Origin of the sequence: Pseudomonas sp. BS3782 TE3695, from assembly GCF_050435305.1 — a bacterium.
In the GTDB taxonomy this organism is placed as follows: domain Bacteria; phylum Pseudomonadota; class Gammaproteobacteria; order Pseudomonadales; family Pseudomonadaceae; genus Aquipseudomonas.
Genome location: NZ_JBNDKB010000001.1, coordinates 1,199,663 through 1,218,392, shown reverse-complemented (window position 1 = coordinate 1,218,392; position 18,730 = coordinate 1,199,663). Strand labels below are relative to the sequence as shown.

Sequence of the window (18,730 nt, the reverse complement as noted above, 5' to 3'; positions counted from 1 at the left end):
CAATGGCTCTTACTTGATCAGACCATCCAGCGGCGAGGAGGCGCTGGCATAGAGTTTTTTCGGCATGCGGCCGGCGAGGTAGGCCAAGCGACCTGCAACGATGGCGTGTTTCATGGCTTCTGCCATCATGATCGGCTGCTGGGCATGGGCGATTGCCGAGTTCATCAGCACCGCTTCGCAACCCAGCTCCATGGCGATGGTGGCGTCGGAGGCGGTACCGACACCGGCATCCACCAACACCGGGATCTTGGCTTCTTCGAGGATGATCTGCAGGTTGTACGGGTTGCAGATCCCCAGGCCCGTGCCGATCAGACCGGCCAACGGCATCACCGCGATAACGCCGATTTCCGCCAATTGACGGGCAATGATCGGGTCATCGCTGGTGTACACCATCACCTCGAAGCCTTCCTTGACCAGCACTTCGGCGGCCTTGAGGGTTTCGATCACGTTAGGGAACAGGGTTTTCTGGTCCGCCAGCACTTCCAGCTTCACCAGGTTGTGGCCGCCGAGCAGCTCGCGGGCCAGGCGGCAGGTGCGCACAGCCTCGGTAGCGTCGAAGCAGCCGGCGGTGTTAGGCAAGAAGGTGTAGCGATCCGGCGACAGGACTTCGAGCAGGTTCGGTTCGCCCGGGTTCTGGCCCAGATTGGTCCGGCGCACGGCGAAGGTGACAATTTCGGCGCCCGAGGCTTCGATGGCCAGGCGGGTTTCTTCCATGTCGCGGTACTTGCCGGTGCCTACCAGCAAACGCGACTGGTAGGTACGACCGGCCAGGACGAAGGGCTTGTCGCTACGAACGATGCTCATGGGAAATCCTCTGTAGGGGTGAGGTTCTTGCAGAATTCTGTGCCCTTACGGACCGGGCAGCTAGCCGCCGCCGATGGCGTGTACCACCTCGACGGAATCGCCGTCGTTCAGCGTGGTTTCTGCGTGCTGGCTGCGCGGGACGATATCCAGATTGAGCTCGACCGCCACCCGGCGTCCGGTCAGTTCCAGACGGGTCAGCAGGGCCGCAACGGTTTCACCGTCGGGCAGTTCAAGGGATTCGCCGTTCAATTGAATGCGCATACCGAATGCCGCCATCATTTTTAGGGGCTGGCATTCTAGCCCGATCAGTCAGGCCGACCCAAGCCATTCGTCACGAAATGGACCGCGTGGTCAGCTCAACCGCCAGGCGGCAAGCCCCAGGCAAAACCAGCCAACCAGGAATGCCAGGCCACCGAAGGGCGTCACGATCCCGAGCTTGCCGATGCCCGTCATCGTCAGCAGGTACAGGCTGCCGGAAAACAACAAAATGCCAATGGCAAATGATGCGCCAGCCCACGTAATCAGTCGACCGGGAATCTGCGTGGCCAACAGCGCTACACCCAGTAACGCCAGGGTATGCACCAGTTGATAGGTGACGCCCGTATGAAAAATCGCCAGGTACTCGGCACTCAGGCGGCTTTTCAGCCCATGAGCGGCGAATGCGCCCAAGGCAACACCGGTGAAGCCGAAAAAAGCAGCCAGCATCAGGAAGCCATGCAACATGAGAACTCCAGTCAGACTCGATCAACAGGGTCTGTATAATGGCCGGCTCAACGGGTTCGGCCAAGCCATCTCTATGCTGCAGTTAATTTTCCGTCGTTTCACAAAGGCCCTGCTCTGGTTCGGGGCTGGCAGCGTATTGCTGGTGTTGCTGTTCCGGGTGGTGCCGCCACCGGGAACGGCGTTGATGGTCGAGCGCAAGATCGAATCCTGGCTCGACGGCGAACCCATTGACCTGCAACGCACCTGGAAACCTTGGGATGAAATCTCCGACGACCTGAAAGTCGCCGTGATTGCTGGTGAAGACCAGAAGTTTCCCGAACATTGGGGCTTCGATATCGGCGCGATTCAGGCAGCGTTTGCGCATAACGAGCGCGGCGGCTCGCTTCGTGGCGCCAGCACCTTGAGCCAACAAGTGTCGAAAAACCTGTTTCTGTGGTCTGGACGCAGCTGGCTGCGCAAGGGTCTGGAAGCCTGGTTTACCGGGCTGATCGAGGTACTCTGGCCCAAACAGCGGATTCTTGAGGTGTACCTCAACAGCGTCGAGTGGGATGAAGGCGTGTTTGGCGCCGAAGCGGCGGCCCGGCATCACTTTGGTGTGAGCGCTCGCTCGATATCCCGACAGCAGGCAAGTTTACTGGCTGCGGTACTGCCAAACCCGCGGGTGTGGAGCGCCAGCCATCCAACCTCTTACGTTGCAAGAAGAGCCGGGTGGATTCGCCAGCAGATGAGTCAGTTGGGTGGTGATAGCTATCTGGTCGGCCTCAACGATTCGCGTCGGGCGCCTTGGTCTCAATAACGCTGAAGCTCCCCTGTGGGAGCGGGCTTGCTCGCGAATGCGGTGTGTCATTCAGCTTTAATGTTGACTGATGCACCGCATTCGCGAGCAAGCCCGCTCCCACATTAGTTTTGTGGTGTAGTGCACAAACAAAAACGCCCCGATCAATGATCGGGGCGTTTTTTATGGCCGGTGCGCAGGTTATGCGGCGATCGACAACTTGAGCTTGTTCATCGCGCTCTTCTCGAGCTGACGAATACGCTCGGCCGACACGTTGTACTTCTGCGCCAGGTCGTGCAGCGTAGCTTTTTCTTCTGCCAGCCAGCGCTGGTAGAGGATGTCGCGGCTGCGGTCGTCCAGCACTTCGAGCGCTTCGTGCAGGTTGTGATTGGAGTTGTCGCTCCAGTCGGCGTCTTCCAGTTGACGGGCCGGGTCGTACCGGTGGTCTTCCAGATAGTTGGCCGGCGACTGGAATGCACTGTCGTCGTCCGCTTCCGCTGCCGGGTCGAAAGCCATGTCATGGCCGGTCAGGCGACTTTCCATCTCGCGCACTTCCCGCGGCTCTACGCCGAGGCTTTCCGCCACACGATGGACTTCCTCGTTGTTCAGCCAGGCCAGACGTTTCTTCTGGCCGCGCAGGTTGAAGAACAGCTTGCGCTGAGCCTTGGTGGTCGCGACTTTCACGATTCGCCAGTTGCGCAGGATGAACTCGTGGATTTCCGCCTTGATCCAGTGCACCGCAAAGGACACCAGGCGCACACCCATTTCCGGATTGAAACGCTTGACTGCCTTCATCAGGCCGACGTTGCCTTCCTGAATCAGGTCAGCCTGGGCCAGACCGTAGCCGGAATAGCTACGGGCAATGTGTACGACAAAACGCAGGTGGGCGAGCACCATCTGCCGAGCCGCCCCCAAATCCTGCTCATAATAGAGACTCTCGGCCAGTTCGCGCTCCTGCTCCGGCGTCAGCAATGGAATGCTGTTCACCGTGTGCACATAGGCCTCCAGGTTTGCACCCGGGACCAGAGCATATGCAGGTTGCAAAGAATTGGTCATACGAAAAAACCTCCGACTTACATAACTCGTGCAGTTCAGCACTGCGAAAATTGACCGGAAACCAAAAGACAAGTTCCCATAAACGCTGAAAGGTCAATACGAGCAAAATGATATTACTTTGGCGCAAGCTCCCGCAGGTGGCGTGCAACTGCAATCCATGCACCGATATACCCCAACAGCACCGCGCCAAGCAAGAGCGATAGACCGTCGGCAACTGGCACTCCGGCCAGCGCGAAATCACTGCCGTACAAACCGGCCAGTCCGACTACCGCGTCGTTCAGCCAGTTCAGGCCGAACGCCAATACACCCCAAGAAAGAATCCCCGCCCCAAAGCCATAAAGCGCGCCCATATACAGAAAGGGCCTGCGCACATAGCTGTCAGTGCCGCCGACGAGTTTAATCACTTCTATCTCTGTGCGGCGGTTTTCAATATGAAGACGAATGGTATTGCCTATCACCAAAAGTAATGCAGAAACCAAAAGTACGGTCAGACCGAAGACAAAACGGTCACCCAGCTTGAGGATAGCTGCCAGACGCTCGACCCAGACTAGATCAAGTTGCGCCTGTTGTACCTTCGGCAATTCGGAAAGTTTTTGTCTCAATGCTTCAAGCGCGGGCTTGTCGACCTCGTCCGGAGTCACCAGAACCACGCCCGGCAGCGGGTTTTCCGGGAGTTCCTTGAGCGCTTCGCCCAGTCCGGACTGCTGCTGGAATTCTTCCAGCGCCTGATCGCGACCCACGTATTCGGCCTCGGCCACACCCGGCATGCCCTTGATCTGCTCGCACAACGACTCGCCCTGTTCAGGGCTCGCATCGAGTTGCAGGTACAAGGAAATCTGCGCCGCACGCTGCCAGGAACCGCCTAGACGCTCGACGTTATTTAGCAAAAGTGACAGGCCCATCGGCAAACTCAAGGCAACTGCCATCACCATGCAGGTGAAAAAGCTGCCGATCGGGTGTTTGCCCAACCGTCGCAAGCTGTCCAGCAGACTGGCGCGATGGCTTTCGATCCAGGCGCGGAACAGCGTAGGGAAGTCCGGGCCATCGTCATCGTCGCGCTTTTTCTTCTGCGACTGCGGTTGCGGATCAGCAGCCTTCGGGGCTACGCGCTCGGAAACCTTGGGGCTACGTGTCGCACTCATACGCCAGCCTCCCCGTCGCCGATCAATCGGCCACGCTGCAAAGTGAGCATGCGATGACGCATGCGGGCAATCAGTGCCAGGTCGTGACTGGCGATCAGCACGCTGGTGCCCAGACGGTTGATGTCTTCGAACACGCCCATGATTTCTGCCGCCAGACGCGGATCGAGGTTACCGGTCGGTTCATCCGCCAGCAGCAAGGCCGGACGGTGGACGATGGCGCGAGCGATGCCGACCCGCTGTTGCTGGCCGGTGGACAGGTCGCCAGGGTAGAGATCGGTCTTGTCCGAGAGCGCCACGCGCTCCAGGGCCGAATCCACGCGCTTGACGACTTCGGCCTTGGACAGGCCAAGGATCTGCAGCGGCAACGCGACGTTGTTGAACACCGTGCGATCGAACAGCAGCTGGTGATTCTGAAACACAACGCCGATTTGCCGGCGCAGGAACGGAATTTGCGCATTGCTGATGGTGCTCAGGTCTTGCCCTGCCAGCAGCAATTTGCCGGTGGTCGGACGTTCCATGGCCAGCAGCAGGCGCAACAAGGTGCTTTTACCGGCGCCGGAATGGCCAGTGACAAACAAGAATTCGCCCCGACGGACTCGAAAGCTCAGCTCATGCAAGCCGACGTGACCATTCGGGTAGCGTTTACCGACCTGCTCGAAACGAATCATGAACGCTCCCGCTCGGCAAACAATGCCTGGACAAAGGGTTCTGCTTCAAAAGTACGCAAATCGTCGATGCCTTCGCCGACGCCGATGTAGCGAATCGGCAAACCAAACTGCTTGGCCAAGGCGAAAATCACCCCGCCCTTGGCAGTGCCGTCGAGTTTGGTCAGTGCCAGGCCGGTCAGTTCGACGGTCTGGTTGAATTGCTTGGCCTGATTGATGGCGTTCTGGCCGGTACCGGCGTCGAGCACCAACAGCACTTCGTGCGGCGCATCGGCGTCGAGCTTGCCGATCACCCGGCGAACCTTTTTCAGTTCTTCCATCAGGTTATCTTTGGTGTGCAAGCGACCGGCAGTGTCGGCGATCAGCACGTCAATGCCACGAGCCTTGGCGGCCTGCACGGCATCGAAGATGACCGAAGCCGAGTCGGCGCCGGTGTGCTGGGCGATCACCGGAATCTTGTTGCGCTCACCCCAGACCTGCAATTGCTCGACCGCTGCGGCGCGGAAAGTATCACCGGCGGCGAGCATGACTTTCTTGCCTTCCAGTTGCAGCTTCTTCGCCAGTTTGCCGATGGTGGTGGTTTTGCCGGCGCCGTTGACGCCCACCACCAGAATCACGAATGGCTTGTTCTGTGAGGTGATTTTCAGCGGCTGTTCGACGGGTTTGAGCATCGCCGCCAGTTCCGCCTGCAAGGATTTGTACAACGCGTCGGCATCGGCCAGCTCTTTGCGGGCGACTTTCTGGGTCAGGCGCTGAATGATCACCGAGGTCGCTTCGACGCCGACATCGGCGGTCAGCAGACGGGTCTCGATGTCTTCGAGCAACTCGTCATCGATGATTTTCTTGCCGAGGAACAGGCTGGCCATGCCCTCGCCAATGCTGGCGCTGGTCTTGGACAAGCCTTGTTTGAGACGGGCGAAGAAACCGGCTTTGGTCTCTTCGGTACGCACCGGCTCCACCGGAGTTTCGACGGGCACAACAGGCGCGGCGGCGACAGGAGCGATAACCGGTGCAGGTGCAGGTGCAGGCGCAGGCGCAGGCACTTGAACAATCGGAGCAACCGGAGCGGGAGCAACAAATACCGGCACTACAGGTTCTGGAGCAACCGGCGCAGGCCCGGCCACGAACACAGGTTCAACCATTGGCTCAACCACTGGCGCACGAACCGGCTCAGGCGCAAACGCAGTCGGGGCCGGGATCGGCGGCGTGAAGTGAGCTGCCTGCTCATCTTCGACCAATGCCACCGGCTCTTCCGCCACCGGCAACGTCAGCCATGGCTCGGCGGCAGGCGTCAGTGGCAATGGGGCCACGACTTCGGTTTCAGGTTCCGGCGCAGGCTCGGCCGCGGATTGCAGTACCGGCTCGGCGATCGGCAGGGCAACCGGCGCGGGCGCTTCTTCCAAAACTGGCGCAGGTGTTGGCTCAGGAAGTGGTTGTGGCTGTTCGACAACGGGTTCCTGCGGCTTTTTGCGCAGCCATCCGAACAGGCTTTTCTTCTCGCCAGCCGCAGCTGGGGTCTTCTTGTCGTCGTTGGAACCAAACATGGAGGACGGCTATCTCACGGTAGCGATGCGCCAAAGGGCGCCTCGGCAATAAATAATTCGATGCAGAACAGACTGCGATTCATCCAGCTTGTTCACGCGCAACATTTTGTCGAGGTGCAAACGGCACCTTGCAAAAAACGATTTCACGAAGGACTGAAGCGGCAAAATCGGCGAAAGAGCAGAGTTTAGTCGATAAACTCCAGCCTTCTGCCGTAAACCCATACAACCTGATCAAACGTAAAGGCCTGATAGGCGTGGCCGTCAGTAAAACGGATCAGTATCCTAGCACCCTCTCGCCCGCCGACGCTAAGACCAAGCGGGCAGCCCAACAGGTTTAAAAACGAATGAATGCTCTAGCCCGCCGCGCTGCAGGCCTGCTGTTCAGTACAGTTTGTCTGCCCCTCTCAGCCCTGGCTGCCGATCCACAACCCACCCACGAATTCACCCTCGACAACGGCCTGAAGGTCGTCGTGCGCGAAGACCATCGTGCGCCAGTCGTGGTTTCCCAGGTCTGGTACAAGGTCGGCTCAAGCTACGAGACCCCGGGTCAGACCGGGTTGTCCCATGCGCTGGAACACATGATGTTCAAGGGCAGCGAGAAGGTCGGCCCCGGCGAAGCGTCGTTGATCCTGCGCGACCTCGGTGCCGAAGAGAATGCGTTCACCAGCGATGACTTCACCGCGTATTACCAAGTACTGGCCCGTGATCGTCTGGGCGTGGCCTTCGAGCTGGAAGCCGACCGCATGGCCAACCTGCGCCTGCCGGCCGACGAGTTCACCCGCGAGATCGAGGTGATCAAGGAAGAACGTCGCCTGCGCACCGATGACAAGCCGATGTCCAAGGCCTACGAGCGCTTCGTGGCCATGGCCTACCCCGCCAGCGGTTATCACACACCGACCATTGGCTGGATGGCGGACCTCGACCGCATGAAGATCGAAGAACTGCGCCACTGGTATCAATCCTGGTATGTGCCGAATAACGCCACTCTGGTGGTGGTCGGTGACGTCACCCCGGACGAAGTCAAAACCCTGGCCCAGCGCTACTTCGGCCCGATCGCCAAGCGCGCCGTGCCATCCGCGAAAATCCCGCTGGAGCTGGCCGAGCCCGGCGAACGCAAGATCACCCTGCATGTGCAGACTCAATTGCCGAGCCTGATGCTGGCCTTCAATGTGCCGAGCATCGTCACCGCTGAAGACAAACGCTCGGTGAACGCTCTGCGCCTGATTTCCGCACTGCTCGATGGCGGCTACAGCGGCCGGATCCCGACGCAATTGGAACGCGGCGAAGAGCTGGTGTCCGGCGGCTCGTCGAGCTACAACGCTTACACCCGCGGCGACAGCCTGTTTACCCTGTCGGCTACGCCGAACACCCAGAAAAAGAAAACCATGGCCCAGGCGGAAGCCGGCCTGTGGAAACTGCTTGAGCAGCTGAAAACCACGGCGCCGTCCACTGAAGAGCTGGAGCGCGTACGGGCGCAGGTAATTGCCGGCCTAGTCTACGAGCGTGACTCGATCACCAGCCAGGCCACCGCCATTGGCCAATTGGAAACCGTCGGGCTGTCCTGGAAACTGATGGACACCGAACTCGCCGATCTGGAAAGCGTGACCCCGCAAGACATCCAGAAGGCCGCCAAGCTGTACTTCACTCGCGCACGTCTCAGCGTCGCCCATGTACTGCCACAGGAGACGACTCATGAGTGAGCGTAAAAAACCGCGCCTGGCCCTGATCGGCCTGATCGTCATTGCATTGCTGGGGTCTGGCGTCTTCTATTTCTCCAAGTCTGACAAAACCAGCGCCAGCGAAGCCCTCGACAAGGCCAAGGCCAGCCAGAAACTGCAATCGCTGGCAGAACTCGACGGCAAGGCCCCAAGCCATCGCTCGCTGAACGTACAAACCTGGAACACCGCCGAAGGCGCCAAGGTATTGTTCGTCGAAGCCCGTGAGCTGCCGATGTTCGACATGCGCCTGATCTTCGCCGCTGGCAGCAGCCAGGACGGCGATGCTCCCGGCCTGGCACTGCTGACCAATGCCATGCTCAATGAAGGGGTGGCCGGCAAGGATGTCAGCGCTATCGCCCAGGGCTTCGAAGGCCTGGGGGCTGACTTCGGTAACGGCGCCTATAAAGACATGGCGATTGCCTCGTTGCGCAGCCTCAGTGCCGCGGATAAACGCGAGCCTGCCTTGAAGCTGTTTGCTGAAGTCGTCGGCAAACCGACCCTCCCCGCCGATTCCTTTGCCCGTATCAAGAACCAGATGCTGGCGGGCTTCGAATACCAGAAACAAAACGCCGGCAAGCTCGCCAGCCTGGAGCTGATGAACCGCTTGTATGGCGATCACCCGTACGCGCATTCCAGCGATGGCACGGCGAAAAGCATTCCACCGATTACCCTGGCGCAGTTGCGGGCCTTCCATCAGAAAGCCTACGCCGCCGGTAACGTGGTGATCGCGCTGGTGGGCGACCTGTCCCGCGCCGAGGCCGAGGCGGTTGCCGCACAAGTGTCCGCCGATCTGCCCAAAGGGCCGGCCCTGGTGAAAATCGAACAACCGACCGACCCCAAGCCCAGCATCGGCCACATCGAGTTTCCGTCCAAGCAGACCAACCTGATGATCGCGCAACTGGGCATCGACCGTGACGATCCGGATTACGCAGCGTTGTCGCTGGGCAATCAGATCCTTGGCGGCGGTGGCTTCGGCACCCGGTTGATGAGCGAAGTGCGCGAGAAGCGCGGTCTGGCCTATGGCGTGTATTCGGGTTTCAGCCCGATGCAGGTTCGCGGCCCGTTCATGATCAACCTGCAAACCCGCGCCGAGATGAGCGAAGGCACCCTGAAACTGGTACAGGATGTACTCGCCGACTACCTTAAGACCGGCCCCACCCAGAAAGAACTCGACGACGCCAAGCGTGAACTGGCCGGCAGCTTTCCGCTATCCACCGCCAGCAACGCCGATATCGTCGGTCAGCTGGGCGCCATGGGCTTCTACAACTTGCCGCTGAGCTATCTGGAAGACTTCATGCAGCAGTCCCAGAGCCTGACTGTCGAGCAAGTCAAAACCGCATTGAACAAACACCTGAGCACGGACAAACTGGTCATCGTCAGCGCTGGCCCGACCGTGCCACAAAAGCCGTTGCCGGCCCCTACTGACAAACCTGCCGAGCAACCGCTCGGGGTTCCGGAGCATTAATGATGGGCCGATCATCGCATCCAAAAAAACCTGTTCACAACGTGCATAACGGTGTGAATCAACTGCGCATCATCGGTGGCGAGTGGCGCAGCCGAAAGCTCGGTTTTCCTTACGCTCCCGGCCTGCGTCCAACGCCGGACCGAGTCCGTGAAACCCTCTTCAACTGGCTCGCGCCCTATGTCGCCGGGGCCAAGGTGCTCGACCCCTTTGCCGGTAGCGGCGCATTGTTTCTCGAGGCTTTGTCCCGTGGCGCAGCAATGGGCCAGGCACTGGATGCAAGCAACATTGCGGTAGCGAGCATCAAGGAACATCTGGGCACCCTGCGCTGCACAACCGGCCAGGTACAGACTGCCGACGCCTTGCGCTATCTGGAAACCCAACCGGCCACGGCGTTCGATCTGGTGTTTCTAGACCCGCCGTTCAATCAGAATCTGCTACCTGCCGTTTGCACCTTGCTCGAGGAGCGTCAGTGGCTGAGTGACGATGCGTGGGTCTACACTGAAAGCGAAACGGCACCGTCGATATTGGGTTTGCCAGAAAATTGGCGCCTGCATCGGGAGCAGAAATCAGGACGGGTGTACTACGCGTTGTGGCAACGTATGGCAGGGACCGCCGGTTAGTCCGGCCTGTAAAAACGGTGCGAAGCTCAGTCAGTTAACGCTGCGGGTAAGCACCGCTGCATCGAGAGCAATCGTGTCCCATCTGCCAGAACGCTTCACCCCCCAATTCAGCCCCGCCTACGGCCTGGGCAATCCGCACCTACAAACCTTGTGGGGACCGCTGTGGCGCAAAACCACACATATCGATCGCCAGCGCGAACGCTTGTGGCTCGAAGATGGCGACTTCCTTGACCTGGACTGGCACGGCCCCCACAGCACAAATGCGCCATTGGTGCTGGTGCTGCACGGCCTGACCGGCTCATCGAATTCGCCTTACGTGGCTGGCGTGCAAAAGGCACTGAGCGCCCAAGGCTGGGCCAGCGTCGCGCTGAACTGGCGAGGCTGTTCCGGCGAACCCAATCTGTTGCCACGCAGTTACCATTCAGGGGCCAGTGAAGACCTGGCCGAAACCATCAAGCACCTGCGAACCCAGCGCCCTCTCGCACCGCTGTATGCGGTCGGTTACTCCATGGGCGGCAATGTGTTGCTCAAGCACCTGGGCGAAACCGGCAGCAACAGCGGCGTGCTCGGTGCGGTGGCAGTGTCGGTGCCGTTTCGGCTCGACCAGTGTGCCGATCGTATCAGCCAGGGTTTTTCCAAATTCTATCAAGCGCATTTCATGCGGGAGATGGTCGCCTACATCAAGAACAAGCAACGCAGGTTCCAGCATGAAGGGCATCAGGATGGCTTGGCGGCATTGGCGGCGCTGGGCTCGCTGGAGAACATGCGCACCTTCTGGGATTTCGATGGCCGGGTCACCGCGCCGCTGAATGGTTTCGCCGATGCCGCGGATTATTATCGTCGCGCTTCGAGTCGTTATTTCCTTGGGGAGATTCGCACACCAACCCTGATTATCCAGGCAGCCGATGACCCGTTTGTCTTTCCGCATAGCCTGCCGCAAGCCGACGAATTGTCTGCCTGCACTCAATTCGAATTGCAGGCCAAGGGCGGGCATGTCGGCTTCGTCGAGGGCTCGTTCCGGCAACCGGGTTACTACCTGGAAAGGCGCATTCCCCAATGGCTCGCCACCACAGGGCGCAAGTAGAGCATGGGTTCGGATCAGGGCGAGTCGATTCACTTCTGGCAAACGGCGCCGTTGGCCGGGGTCGAGTTATTGTCCGCACGCTACATCGAACACCGCTTCGCCCCCCATGTGCATGACGTCTATGTGATCGGCATGATCATGGCCGGCGCCCAGCGTTATCGCTATCGAGGTGCCGAGCATCTGGCGGGCAGCGGCACCCTGGTGCTGATCAACCCGGATGAACTGCACACCGGCCATAAAGGTACGGAAGACGGTTGGTTGTACCGGGCGTTTTATCCCGACAGTGGGCAGATTCTTTCACTGTTGGACGAGCTCGAACTGCCAACCGATACCTTGCCGGCGTTTGGTGCCACGTTGTATCGCGATCCGGATCTTGTGAAGGGATTCTGCCAACTGCATTGTTTGCTGGAGAGTCCGTCCACGGCGCTGCAGCAGCAAACGGCTTGGCGGGAAATGATGCTGTCGCTGTTGCAACGTCACGCAGCCGTTCCAATTGCCGGTAAACCCGGCAAGGAACACCGGGCGGTGACCTTGGCGAAGGAGCTGCTGCAATCACGCCTGGCGGCACCGCCCTCGCTGGAAGAACTGGCGACAACGGTGAACCTGTCGCCCTTCCATTTCGCCCGAGTATTCCGCAGGGCCACGGGCATGCCGCCACACACCTGGTTGATGCAGCAGCGTATCGCCCGGGCCCGGGCGCTGTTAAAGCGCGGCTGCCTGCCACTGGAAGTCGCGACGCAACTGGGTTTTGCCGACCAGAGCCATCTGAGCCGGCAATTCAAACAGGTTTACGGCGTAGGACCGGGGGCGTATCGCAGCGCGCGGCAGCTACGCGGTTATGGATGACGAAGATCGAAATGTGGGAGCGGGCTTGCTCGCGAAAGCGGTGGGTCAGTCGATACTAATGTCGTCTGTTACACCGCCTTCGCGAGCAAGCCCGCTCCCACATTGGTTTGGCGTTTACTCGCCCTTGGCAACGCTTCGCGCAGGATCGTTGATCCACTCGCTCCACGACCCGGCATACAACGCTCCTAACGGATAACCCGCCAGGCACAGGGCAAACAGGTTGTGACAGGCGGTCACACCGGAACCGCAGTACGCGACCAACTCCGTCGACGAACGATCGCCGAGCTTGGCGGCAAACCGCTGCTTGAGCTGTTCGGCCGGCAGGAAGCGCCCGTCGCTGTCCAGGTTATCGGTGAACGCGGCACATTGTGCGCCGGGGATGTGTCCGGCAATCGGATCGATCGGCTCCACTTCACCCTTGAAGCGCGGCAAGCCGCGGGCATCGAGCAAGGTCAGCGAGGGCTGGCCCAGACGTTGCTGGAGTTGTTTGGCGCTGAGCACCAACGAAGCATCCGGCGTCCCGGTGAAGGTGCCGCGGGTGATCGACGCAGGATCAAGACTCAGAGGCAATCCGGCGGCATGCCAGGCTTTCAGCCCGCCATCGAGAATGAACACGCCATCGCGCTTGCCCAGCCACGCCAGCAACCACCAGGCCCGCGCCGCGTAGGCGCCGGGACCATCATCGTACAAAACCACTTCGCTGTCGGCGTTGATGCCCCAGGCTTGAAAGCGTTCGATCAAGTCGGCGGGCTCAGGCAATGGGTGGCGCCCGGTAACCCCCTTGACCACTGTCCCGCTCAAATCACGCTCAAGATCGGCAAAGCTTGATCCGGCAATATGCCCTTCGGCGTAGCTGCGCTGACCATAATCAGGGTCTTCGAGGGCAAAACGACAATCCAGAATCACCAGCCCAGGCGTCTCCTTTTTCAGGTCCAACGCTTGCGGGCTGATCAGTTGCGCAATGGGCATAACGGGCTCCTGTGATGTTGTCGGTTTCAGTGCTGCAGCACGCTTTATCTCACTTCTTCCAGCGCCTGGGCCAGCGGCACATAAAACTCCTGGAACAGCGCATTCACTGCCTCGCGAGCCTGATCGGTGACGAACCCGGCCTCCAGCACCAGCACCTGGTAAACGCCCCGCTTGATCGCCTGCTCGCTCAGATGGTTGGAGTTTTCCCGCGTCGTGCATAGAAAACGCACCCACGAGGTGAGGATGATCCAGGCATTGAGGGTCAGGGATTCGATTTGAACCTTGTCCATGCACAGAATGCCGGCCTCGACGAAACCCGCGTAGATGTGTGTGCCCTGGATCAGGCAGCGCTGGGAAAAACGCCGGTAACGGGCAGCCAGCTCAGGATCGCTGTCGAGCAGATGCTCGAGGTCGCGATGCAGGAAGCGGTATTGCCACATGGCGGCGAGCAGTTCCTTGAGGTAGAAACGCTTGTCTTCGACCGTCGCGGCGCGGCCCTGGGGCGGGCGCAGGAAGCTGTCCACCAGGTTTTCGTACTCACTGAACAACACGGCGATAATCGCCTGCTTGTTGGGGAAGTGGTAGTACAGGTTGCCCGGGGAAATCTCCATGTGGGCAGCAATGTGGTTGGTGCTGATACTGCGCTCGCCCAGTTGATTGAACAGCTCCAGGCTGTTCTGCACGATGCGCTCGCTGGTTTTGATCCGAGGGGCCATGGCTTGAGCTTTAATTCAGAGTGCGATGAGGGGCATCTTACGACCTATCCGCATGGGGTTAAAACAAAGCCGTACCAAAGTGCTATTTGACTTTCTAGAGCATAGACTCTAAAAAGTCCCTCATTCCAATAAATCCGGTGCCGACCATGCCTGCTGACATTGCCTACCTGAAGAACCTGCAGCAGCCTCTGGACGAGCTCCAAACCCTGTTCGATGCTCAGCGCGCGGCGTATGCCGCCAACCCGATGCCACCGGCAGCTCAACGCCTGCAATGGCTAAAGGCGCTGAAGACGCTGTTGAGTGATGAGCGCCAAGCCCTGATCAAGGCGATCAGCCAGGATTTCAGCCACCGCAGCGCCGATGAAACCCTGCTCGCCGAACTGATGCCCAGCCTGCACGGCATTCACTACGCCAGCCGGCATCTCAAAAGCTGGATGAAGGCCTCGCGACGCAACGTCGGCCTCGCCTTCCAGCCAGCGTCAGCCAAAGTGGTTTATCAGCCGTTGGGCGTGGTCGGCGTGATCGTGCCGTGGAACTATCCGCTTTTCCTGGCCATCGGACCGCTGGTGGGGGCATTGTCGGCAGGCAACCGGGTGATGCTCAAACTCAGCGAATCGACCCCCGCCACCGGTTTGCTGCTCAAGGAGTTGCTGGGCCGAATCTTTCCCCAGGACCTGGTCTGCGTGGTGCTGGGCGAGGCTGATATCGGTGTGGCGTTCTCGCGGTTGCGTTTCGATCACTTGCTGTTCACGGGCGCCACCAGCATCGGCAAACACGTGATGCGCGCGGCGGCCGAGAATCTGACGCCGGTGACCCTCGAGCTGGGCGGCAAGTCGCCGGCCATCGTTTCCCGCGATGTGCCGCTCAAGGACGCCGCCGAACGCATCGCTTTCGGCAAGACCCTCAATGCAGGGCAAACCTGTGTCGCCCCGGACTACGTGCTGGTGCCTGAAGACCGCGTCGGCCCTTTCGTCGAAGCCTATCGTCAGGCGGTTCGCGGGTTTTATCCGACGTTGGCCGACAACCCGGACTACACCGCCATCATCAACGACCGGCAGTTGGCGCGGCTCAACGGCTACCTTAGCGACGCCACTAGTAAGGGCGCATTGCTGATTCCGCTGTTCGATCAGGGCCAGGGCCGGCGCATGAGTCATAGCCTGCTGCTCAACGTCAGCGACGACATGACAGTGATGCAGGACGAAATCTTCGGCCCGCTGCTGCCAATCGTGCCGTACAAGGATCTCGATGAAGCGTTTGCCTACATCAACCAACGGCCTCGTCCACTGGCGCTGTATTACTTCGGCTACGACAAGCGCGAGCAAAACCGCGTCCTCCACGAAACCCATTCCGGCGGCGTTTGCCTCAATGACACCTTGCTGCACGTTGCTCAGGACGACATGCCGTTTGGCGGCATCGGTGCCTCGGGCATGGGCCACTACCACGGCCACGAAGGCTTCCTGACCTTCAGTAAGGCCAAAGGCGTGCTGATCAAACAGCGTTTCAATGCGGCAAAGCTGATTTACCCGCCGTACGGCAAATTCATTCAGAAACTGATCCAGAAGCTGTTTATCCGCTAAACATCCTCACCGCCGGGTAATAACAATAATGAGCCCAAGCCTGTCCGATACACCCTCGCTGTCACGGCGCGGCCTACTCAAATTCAGCCTCGGCGCCAGCGCTTTTCTGGCCACCGCCGGATTAGGCGCGAGCCTCAGCGGCTGCTCGTCGAATACACCGGCCAGCGGTTTTGCGATTCTGCGCAGCGCCGACCTGCTGTTTTTGCGGGCAGTGATTCCGGTGATGCTCGACGGCGCCGTGGCCGTCGAAAAAATGCCAGCCGCCGTCGCCGAGACCTTGCACTGCCTGGATAACGGCCTGAATCACCTGTCGCCGGAAATGCTCAAACTCACACGGCAGTTGTTCGATGTGTTGGGGATGGCCGTGACTCGCGGCCCCCTGACCGGGATTTGGGGCAGCTGGGAAAACGCCAGCAGCGAACAGATCCGGCACTTTCTCGACCGTTGGCAAAACAGCTCATTGAGCCTGCTGCGCATGGGCCACAGCTCATTAGTGCAAATGGTAATGATGGCGTGGTACAGCCGGGCGGAGTCGTGGGCGCATTGCGGCTATCCCGGGCCGCCTACGGTTTGAGACCGAGTCGACCCTGTCGCGGGCAAGCCACGCTCCCACAGGGTTTGAGTCGTTCACAAAAAGTTGGGCTACCTCAAACCTGTGGGAGCGTGGCTTGCCCGCGAAGACGTCAGCCGCCTCACCACAGAATCCAAAATAATAAGAGAACCCAAACATGCCCGTACCCGATCCATTCCGCGAAGGCCTGGCCCGTGGCTGGAAAACCTGCAACGGCGCCCGCCTGACCCAGGACCTGACACTCGAAGCGGACGTGGCAATCATCGGCAGCGGTGCCGGCGGCGGGACCACCGCCGAAATCCTCAGCGCCGCCGGCTACAAGGTGTTGCTGATCGAAGAAGGCCCGCTCAAGACCAGCAGCGACTTCAAGATGCTCGAAGACCAGGCCTATAGCAGCCTCTATCAGGAAGGCATCGGGCGCATGAGCAAGGACGGCGCAATTACCATCCTCCAGGGTCGGGCGGTGGGCGGCACCACGTTGGTCAACTGGACGTCGAGCTTTCGCACCCCGGACCCGACGCTGGAACACTGGGCCAAAGAGCACGACGTCATAGGCCACACACCGGCCGAGATGGCGCCCTGGTTCGAGAAAATGGAGCAACGCCTGGGTATCGCCCCGTGGAGGGTGCCGCCCAATGCCAACAACGACGTCATCCGCAAGGGCTGTGAAAAACTCGGCTACGCCTGGCATGTGATTCCGCGCAACGTGCGCGGCTGCTGGAACATCGGCTACTGCGGCATGGGTTGCCCGACCAACGCCAAGCAATCGATGCTGGTCACGACCATCCCGGCAACCCTGGAAAAAGGTGGCGAGCTGCTCTATCTGGCCCGCGCCGAAAAGCTGTTGATCAAAGACGGCAGGGTTACGGAGCTGCAATGTGTGGCGATGGATGAGCGTTGCGTTGCGCCCACCGGACGCACGATTACGGTCAAGGCGCGGCATTACGTGCTGGCCGGCGGCGGGATCAACAGCCCGGCGCTGCTGTTGCGCTCCGAGGCGCCGGATCCTCACGAGCGGCTGGGCAAACGGACCTTCCTGCATCTGGTGAACATGTCTGCCGGATTGTTCGATGAGGTGATCAACCCGTTCTACGGGGCACCGCCATCGATCTATTCCGACCATTTCCAGTGGCAGGATGGCCCCACCGGCAAGATGTCTTACAAACTGGAGGTCCCGCCGTTGCACCCGGCACTGGCCAGCACTCTGCTCGGCGGCTTCGGCACGCAAAACGCCCGGCATATGGAAAACCTGCCGCACACCCACGCCATGCTGGCGTTGCTGCGGGACGGTTTTCATCCGGACAGTCCCGGCGGCAGCGTTGAATTGCGCGGTGACGGCACACCGGTGCTCGACTATCAGGTTTCACCCTATGCCTGGGACGGGTTGCGCCGGGCTTTCCACAGCATGGCCGAGATCCAGTTCGCCGGTGGCGCCAACGCCGTGATGCCGATGCACGCCGATGCGCGCTACGTGAAAACCCTGGCCGAAGCACGCACACTGATTGATGGCCTGAGCCTTGAGTTGTATCGCACACGTCTGGGCAGTGCCCATGTGATGGGCGGTTGTGCCATGGGTGAAGACCCGAAAAATGCCGTGACCGACAGCCTCGGCCGACATCACCAATTGCGCAATCTGTCGATTCATGACGGCTCGCTTTTCCCCACCAGCATTGGCGCAAACCCACAATTGTCGGTCTACGGGTTGACGGCGCAATTGGCCACTTCGCTGGCCGAACGTTTGAAAAACCCATGAAAAGGCGGAATATTCCCATCGTCTATAGTGCTTTCTTACCCAACAGGCGACTTGGCCGACCGGGAAGGCTGCGATACCATCCGACTCCCCAACGGACTCCCGCCAGGACGACGCGATGAACCGAGTGTTGTACCCAGGTACCTTCGACCCTATTACCAAGGGCCATGGCGATCTGGTCGAACGCGCCTCGCGCCTGTTCGATCATGTGATCATCGCCGTCGCCGCCAGCCCGAAAAAAAACCCGCTGTTTCCCCTGGAACAACGTGTGGAGCTGGCTCGCGAGGTCACCAAACATTTGCCGAACGTTGAAGTCGTCGGTTTCTCGACGCTGCTCGCGCACTTCGCCAAAGAGAAGAACGCCAACGTATTCCTGCGTGGTTTGCGCGCGGTATCGGACTTCGAATACGAATTCCAGCTGGCCAACATGAACCGTCAATTGGCGCCGGATGTGGAAAGCCTGTTTCTTACGCCGTCCGAGCGTTATTCGTTCATTTCCTCGACGCTGGTTCGTGAAATCGCAGCCTTGGGCGGCGATATCACCAAGTTCGTCCACCCGGCGGTGGCCGACGCCCTCACCCTGCGCTTTAAAAAGTAGGAGCTGCCGAAGGCTGCGACCTTTTACGGCTGCCGCAATCTTCGATCGCTGCACTTGATCGCGCCCGCGTGCACTGCGGGCGCCAATGCGGCACAATTGTGCGCATT

General features: G+C 60.0%; 19 protein-coding genes. 10 read left to right on the top strand and 9 right to left on the bottom strand.

Annotated features, from left to right (window positions below; translation table 11 throughout):
* Positions 1 to 9: 9 nt before the first annotated feature.
* The 3 genes from ABH909_RS05465 to ABH909_RS05455 form a co-directional block, all read right to left on the bottom strand.
* Positions 10 to 804 (bottom strand): thiazole synthase, encoded by a 795-nt coding sequence (locus ABH909_RS05465; RefSeq protein WP_429431089.1) that lies wholly within the window; start codon positions 802 to 804, stop codon positions 10 to 12.
* 60 nt (positions 805 to 864) lie between these two features.
* Positions 865 to 1,065: a sulfur carrier protein ThiS gene (gene thiS, locus ABH909_RS05460; RefSeq protein WP_007897898.1), complete on the bottom strand. Its 201-nt coding sequence runs from the start codon at positions 1,063 to 1,065 to the stop codon at positions 865 to 867.
* Positions 1,066 to 1,155: 90 nt separating this feature from the next.
* Positions 1,156 to 1,527, bottom strand: coding sequence for a DUF423 domain-containing protein (locus ABH909_RS05455; RefSeq protein ID WP_429431087.1), 372 nt, complete (start codon positions 1,525 to 1,527; stop codon positions 1,156 to 1,158).
* 73 nt (positions 1,528 to 1,600) lie between these two features.
* Here ABH909_RS05455 and mtgA point away from each other — a divergent pair, with 73 nt between their 5' ends.
* Entirely contained in the window at positions 1,601 to 2,323 is a 723-nt protein-coding gene (mtgA, locus tag ABH909_RS05450; RefSeq protein WP_429431085.1) for a monofunctional biosynthetic peptidoglycan transglycosylase, read from the top strand.
* A gap of 180 nt (positions 2,324 to 2,503) precedes the next feature.
* Here mtgA and rpoH read toward each other — a convergent pair whose 3' ends face one another.
* The 4 genes from rpoH to ftsY all read right to left on the bottom strand — a co-directional run bounded on the left by rpoH (position 2,504) and on the right by ftsY (position 6,709).
* Complete coding sequence (gene rpoH, locus ABH909_RS05445) at positions 2,504 to 3,358, bottom strand: RNA polymerase sigma factor RpoH (RefSeq protein WP_045059814.1); 855 nt, start codon at positions 3,356 to 3,358, stop codon at positions 2,504 to 2,506.
* Between the two features lie 113 nt (positions 3,359 to 3,471).
* Positions 3,472 to 4,500 carry a permease-like cell division protein FtsX gene (ftsX, locus tag ABH909_RS05440; RefSeq protein WP_429431083.1) on the bottom strand — a complete coding sequence of 343 codons (1,029 nt, stop codon included), beginning with the start codon at positions 4,498 to 4,500 and terminating at the stop codon, positions 3,472 to 3,474.
* Positions 4,497 to 5,168, bottom strand: a complete 672-nt coding sequence (ftsE, locus tag ABH909_RS05435; RefSeq protein WP_018928694.1) for a cell division ATP-binding protein FtsE — start codon at positions 5,166 to 5,168, stop codon at positions 4,497 to 4,499. Before ftsE ends, ftsX begins: the two co-directional genes overlap by 4 nt.
* Positions 5,165 to 6,709 carry a signal recognition particle-docking protein FtsY gene (gene ftsY, locus ABH909_RS05430; RefSeq protein ID WP_429431081.1) on the bottom strand — a complete coding sequence of 515 codons (1,545 nt, stop codon included), beginning with the start codon at positions 6,707 to 6,709 and terminating at the stop codon, positions 5,165 to 5,167. The genes ftsE and ftsY overlap by 4 nt, the downstream gene beginning before the upstream one ends.
* Before the next feature lie 344 nt (positions 6,710 to 7,053).
* On the opposite strand from ftsY, the gene ABH909_RS05425 reads away from it, so the two are divergent.
* The 5 genes from ABH909_RS05425 (at position 7,054) to ABH909_RS05405 (ending at position 12,442) form a co-directional block, all read left to right on the top strand.
* Positions 7,054 to 8,409 (top strand): M16 family metallopeptidase, encoded by a 1,356-nt coding sequence (locus tag ABH909_RS05425; RefSeq protein ID WP_429431079.1) that lies wholly within the window; start codon positions 7,054 to 7,056, stop codon positions 8,407 to 8,409.
* Positions 8,402 to 9,892 (top strand): M16 family metallopeptidase, encoded by a 1,491-nt coding sequence (locus ABH909_RS05420; RefSeq protein ID WP_429431077.1) that lies wholly within the window; start codon positions 8,402 to 8,404, stop codon positions 9,890 to 9,892. Before ABH909_RS05425 ends, ABH909_RS05420 begins: the two co-directional genes overlap by 8 nt.
* 2 nt (positions 9,893 to 9,894) lie before the next feature.
* A complete protein-coding gene (gene rsmD, locus ABH909_RS05415; RefSeq protein ID WP_429431075.1) occupies positions 9,895 to 10,512 on the top strand; it encodes a 16S rRNA (guanine(966)-N(2))-methyltransferase RsmD in 618 nt (205 codons plus the stop codon).
* Between the two features lie 73 nt (positions 10,513 to 10,585).
* The gene (locus ABH909_RS05410) at positions 10,586 to 11,596 is read left to right on the top strand and encodes a hydrolase (protein WP_429431073.1); all 1,011 of its coding nucleotides are present in this window, start codon (positions 10,586 to 10,588) and stop codon (positions 11,594 to 11,596) included.
* A 3-nt stretch (positions 11,597 to 11,599) separates the two neighbouring features.
* Complete coding sequence (locus ABH909_RS05405; protein WP_429431071.1) at positions 11,600 to 12,442, top strand: AraC family ligand binding domain-containing protein; 843 nt, start codon at positions 11,600 to 11,602, stop codon at positions 12,440 to 12,442.
* Between the two features lie 114 nt (positions 12,443 to 12,556).
* On the opposite strand, the gene ABH909_RS05400 is transcribed toward ABH909_RS05405, so the two are convergent.
* Positions 12,557 to 13,411 (bottom strand): sulfurtransferase, encoded by an 855-nt coding sequence (locus ABH909_RS05400; RefSeq protein ID WP_429431069.1) that lies wholly within the window; start codon positions 13,409 to 13,411, stop codon positions 12,557 to 12,559.
* A gap of 44 nt (positions 13,412 to 13,455) precedes the next feature.
* Positions 13,456 to 14,127 (bottom strand): TetR/AcrR family transcriptional regulator, encoded by a 672-nt coding sequence (locus ABH909_RS05395; protein ID WP_429431067.1) that lies wholly within the window; start codon positions 14,125 to 14,127, stop codon positions 13,456 to 13,458.
* A gap of 146 nt (positions 14,128 to 14,273) precedes the next feature.
* On the opposite strand from ABH909_RS05395, the gene ABH909_RS05390 reads away from it, so the two are divergent.
* From ABH909_RS05390 to coaD, 4 genes are all read left to right on the top strand, one after another.
* Positions 14,274 to 15,704 carry a coniferyl aldehyde dehydrogenase gene (locus ABH909_RS05390; protein ID WP_429431065.1) on the top strand — a complete coding sequence of 477 codons (1,431 nt, stop codon included), beginning with the start codon at positions 14,274 to 14,276 and terminating at the stop codon, positions 15,702 to 15,704.
* A 28-nt stretch (positions 15,705 to 15,732) separates the two neighbouring features.
* On the top strand, positions 15,733 to 16,278 hold the full coding sequence (locus ABH909_RS05385) for a twin-arginine translocation pathway signal protein (protein WP_429431063.1): 546 nt from the start codon (positions 15,733 to 15,735) through the stop codon (positions 16,276 to 16,278).
* A gap of 154 nt (positions 16,279 to 16,432) precedes the next feature.
* Positions 16,433 to 18,028, top strand: coding sequence for a GMC family oxidoreductase N-terminal domain-containing protein (locus tag ABH909_RS05380; RefSeq protein WP_429431061.1), 1,596 nt, complete (start codon positions 16,433 to 16,435; stop codon positions 18,026 to 18,028).
* 115 nt (positions 18,029 to 18,143) lie between these two features.
* A complete protein-coding gene (gene coaD, locus ABH909_RS05375) occupies positions 18,144 to 18,623 on the top strand; it encodes a pantetheine-phosphate adenylyltransferase (protein ID WP_007897855.1) in 480 nt (159 codons plus the stop codon).
* Positions 18,624 to 18,730: the final 107 nt, after the last annotated feature.

Bases quoted from the DNA above. Each gene is read 5' to 3' on its own strand.
- ABH909_RS05465 (WP_429431089.1), bottom strand. From the start codon at position 804: ATGAGCATCGTTCGTAGCGACAAGCCCTTCGTCCTGGCCGGTCGTACC.
- thiS (WP_007897898.1), bottom strand. From the start codon at position 1,065: ATGCGCATTCAATTGAACGGCGAATCCCTTGAACTGCCCGACGGTGAA.
- ABH909_RS05455 (WP_429431087.1), bottom strand. From the start codon at position 1,527: ATGTTGCATGGCTTCCTGATGCTGGCTGCTTTTTTCGGCTTCACCGGT.
- mtgA (WP_429431085.1), top strand. From the start codon at position 1,601: ATGCTGCAGTTAATTTTCCGTCGTTTCACAAAGGCCCTGCTCTGGTTC.
- rpoH (WP_045059814.1), bottom strand. From the start codon at position 3,358: ATGACCAATTCTTTGCAACCTGCATATGCTCTGGTCCCGGGTGCAAAC.
- ftsX (WP_429431083.1), bottom strand. From the start codon at position 4,500: ATGAGTGCGACACGTAGCCCCAAGGTTTCCGAGCGCGTAGCCCCGAAG.
- ftsE (WP_018928694.1), bottom strand. From the start codon at position 5,168: ATGATTCGTTTCGAGCAGGTCGGTAAACGCTACCCGAATGGTCACGTC.
- ftsY (WP_429431081.1), bottom strand. From the start codon at position 6,709: ATGTTTGGTTCCAACGACGACAAGAAGACCCCAGCTGCGGCTGGCGAG.
- ABH909_RS05425 (WP_429431079.1), top strand. From the start codon at position 7,054: ATGAATGCTCTAGCCCGCCGCGCTGCAGGCCTGCTGTTCAGTACAGTT.
- ABH909_RS05420 (WP_429431077.1), top strand. From the start codon at position 8,402: ATGAGTGAGCGTAAAAAACCGCGCCTGGCCCTGATCGGCCTGATCGTC.
- rsmD (WP_429431075.1), top strand. From the start codon at position 9,895: ATGGGCCGATCATCGCATCCAAAAAAACCTGTTCACAACGTGCATAAC.
- ABH909_RS05405 (WP_429431071.1), top strand. From the start codon at position 11,600: ATGGGTTCGGATCAGGGCGAGTCGATTCACTTCTGGCAAACGGCGCCG.
- ABH909_RS05400 (WP_429431069.1), bottom strand. From the start codon at position 13,411: ATGCCCATTGCGCAACTGATCAGCCCGCAAGCGTTGGACCTGAAAAAG.
- ABH909_RS05395 (WP_429431067.1), bottom strand. From the start codon at position 14,127: ATGGCCCCTCGGATCAAAACCAGCGAGCGCATCGTGCAGAACAGCCTG.
- ABH909_RS05390 (WP_429431065.1), top strand. From the start codon at position 14,274: ATGCCTGCTGACATTGCCTACCTGAAGAACCTGCAGCAGCCTCTGGAC.
- ABH909_RS05385 (WP_429431063.1), top strand. From the start codon at position 15,733: ATGAGCCCAAGCCTGTCCGATACACCCTCGCTGTCACGGCGCGGCCTA.
- ABH909_RS05380 (WP_429431061.1), top strand. From the start codon at position 16,433: ATGCCCGTACCCGATCCATTCCGCGAAGGCCTGGCCCGTGGCTGGAAA.
- coaD (WP_007897855.1), top strand. From the start codon at position 18,144: ATGAACCGAGTGTTGTACCCAGGTACCTTCGACCCTATTACCAAGGGC.